The organism is Candidatus Frankia alpina, from assembly GCF_902806485.1.
GTDB classification, from domain to species: Bacteria; Actinomycetota; Actinomycetes; order Frankiales; family Frankiaceae; genus Frankia; species Frankia alpina.
Map to the genome: position 1 here is coordinate 1 of NZ_CADCWT010000424.1, position 2,257 is coordinate 2,257.

Sequence of the window (2,257 nt, forward strand, 5' to 3'; positions counted from 1 at the left end):
ATAGATCCGTGCGCGCCCCGGCGCCGGGACGGTTCTCCAGCCACGCACGAACGGTAGACAGCTTCCAGCGGGGCCGACGCGACGACGTCTGTACGTCGGGATCCGGCAGATGCCCTGAGCTCTTGTAGCTGCGCGCCGTGACGGGGGAGATGCCCGCCAGTTTGGCTATGTCCGTGTAGTCGAGGAGTGGCTCAAAGTCGTCGATGGACTCTCCCATAACCAACGACTCTACCATCTTGACTCGCTAGGGACGGGTGTGTAGCGTTCCGCCCCACAACCGAAAAGCGCCCCCGGACCGGTGTCTCCAACACCGACCCGAGGGCTAACGGATCACCTGCAACTAACAGGAGACCGCTATGAGTCATCTTTCCCTGCCTGGGTGCGGATCAGCGCGCCAGGCTTCGCCCGCCGCCCGTCTGGGTGGTGTGGCATGAGTGCCCGCCGTCCGGGCCGGATCACGGTCACCGTCGACCATCCCGAAGAGATCTTCGATCCGGTGATCCTCGCCGCCCTGCAGGCCGGCCGCCGGGTGACCGCCGCCGAGGAGCTGGACGTCCGCCGCCGGCACACCGCCGAGCTCACTACCGGGCCGGCTGTCTGCTGCCGGGCATGCGGGTTCGCGCTGACCGTGCAGCACCAGGCCTGCCCGTCGATCGTCCTGGTGGACTCCCGCAGCCTGCGGATCGCCCTGACCGTCATCCCGCTGGCCCCGCGGCGGCGGTGCATCCGCTGCCGCGGCCAGCTGGACGTGAAGCCGGCGGGGCCGCTGTGCCTGGCCTGCACCGGCCAGGATGATCTGTTCGGTGGTGCGGCATGACCGCCCACCAGACCCCCGTCGCCGAGGCGTCCGAGCAGGGTTGCAACCCGCCGGAAATCGGGGTTCCTCGCGCGCGCACGCGTGAGGCCCCCTCTGCCGCCCCTGCCTGCAACCTGCAACCGTGCAGGTCAGAGGCGGTTGCAGGGGTGGTTGCAGGGGTCAACCAGCCAGCCCGGGTGCAACCAGTGCAACCGGCGGCTGCAACCACCCCCGAGCAGGCCCCGCAGACCACCTCCGGACCGGCCGCCGTGCGGGTGTGCCGGGCGACGTCGACGACGGCGGTGACGGTCCTCGACGGCCTGTCCCCGGCGTGCGCCCCGTTCGCCGTCTGGTGGGATGCGGAGGCCGGCCGGCGCCGCGAGTTGCGGACCCTGGAGCATCGGGCGGCGTGGATCGCAGCCCGCCATCACCGGGCGGTGGCGTCGGTGGCGGTGTCGCAGGCCCGCAGCCAGTGCAAGACGGCCCGGGAGGCGTCCGCGAACCCGCTGGCCGCCCCCCGCCGTGCCGCCCGCCTCGCCAGCAAGGCCGCCCGGGGCCGCAGGAGGGCCGCTAGGGCCGACGTGCGGGCCGCCCGGGTGCCTACCCGGCGGCGCTGTACCAGCGGGCCCTGCAGGCGCATGCGGCCCATGCGGTGCCGACGTCGGCGGTGTCGGCCGCGTCGTGGCTGTCGTCGCAGGACTGGACGACGGTGTGGCCGGTGTCGCTGTCCGCCGGCCTGCTCGGCCTGCATGCTGCCGGCCTGTGGCTGGGCCGCCGCCACGCTGTCGCACCGGCCGCGCCGGAGGAGTCGACGAGCGTCGAGGAGCGCCAGCTTCTCGATCGGCTGCACCCCGAGTACTGGGCGGCACACGCCGCCGGCCGGGGTCTGGCGGGCACGCTCACCACCCCGCCGGCCGTCGGCCCGGGCGGGATCCGCTGCGAGGTGCGTCTCGACGGCGTCTGGACCGTCAAGGCCCTGACGGCCAAGACCGACAGTGTCCGGGCGTTGCTCGGGGCGCGGACTGCGCTGCGGCTGCGGATCATCGGTGGTGCGTGGGGTGGCTGGGCGGTCCTCACCCTGGCCACCCGCCACGCCACCGACGGCCAGCCGGCGGCGTGGACGGCGGCCCGGATCCCCGCCGACCCCACCGCGATGTCGCTGGGGGTGGACACCGAGACCGGGGAGGAGGCGCTGGTGGCGTTCGACGAACGGATGCTGATCTCCGGGGCGTCCGGGTCGGGAAAGCCCTGGTCAATCCGGCCGTTGATGGCCACCGCCCACCTACACGGCGACCTGGTGTTCGTCGACGGCAAAGGCGAGGAAGCCACCCTCTGGGACGGCATCTGCCGAGTGGCCGTCACCCCAGCCGAGATCGACCTGACGATCGATGAGGTCCACGTGGAGATGACCCGCCGGGCCATCGAGCTGAAGCGCCGCCGGCTCAGCCGGTGGGACGGCCC

General features: G+C 72.7%; 4 protein-coding genes. 2 read left to right on the forward strand and 2 right to left on the reverse strand.

All coding sequences use genetic code 11. The annotated features are described in order from the left end of the window. On the reverse strand, nucleotides 1–235 hold a 235-nt coding region (locus G6R25_RS25655; RefSeq protein WP_205447411.1), incomplete at its 3' end, for a helix-turn-helix transcriptional regulator. 195 nt (nucleotides 236–430) lie between these two features. Between G6R25_RS25655 and G6R25_RS23560 the strand changes: the two genes are divergently transcribed. Continuing rightward, nucleotides 431–817 (forward strand): hypothetical protein, encoded by a 387-nt coding sequence (locus G6R25_RS23560; RefSeq protein WP_163554612.1) that lies wholly within the window; start codon nucleotides 431–433, stop codon nucleotides 815–817. A gap of 406 nt (nucleotides 818–1,223) precedes the next feature. On the opposite strand, the gene G6R25_RS23565 is transcribed toward G6R25_RS23560, so the two are convergent. Next, a complete protein-coding gene (locus G6R25_RS23565; protein ID WP_163554613.1) occupies nucleotides 1,224–1,445 on the reverse strand; it encodes a hypothetical protein in 222 nt (73 codons plus the stop codon). An 18-nt stretch (nucleotides 1,446–1,463) separates the two neighbouring features. Here G6R25_RS23565 and G6R25_RS23570 point away from each other — a divergent pair. Next, on the forward strand, nucleotides 1,464–2,257 hold a 794-nt coding region (locus tag G6R25_RS23570), incomplete at its 3' end, for a hypothetical protein (protein ID WP_205447413.1).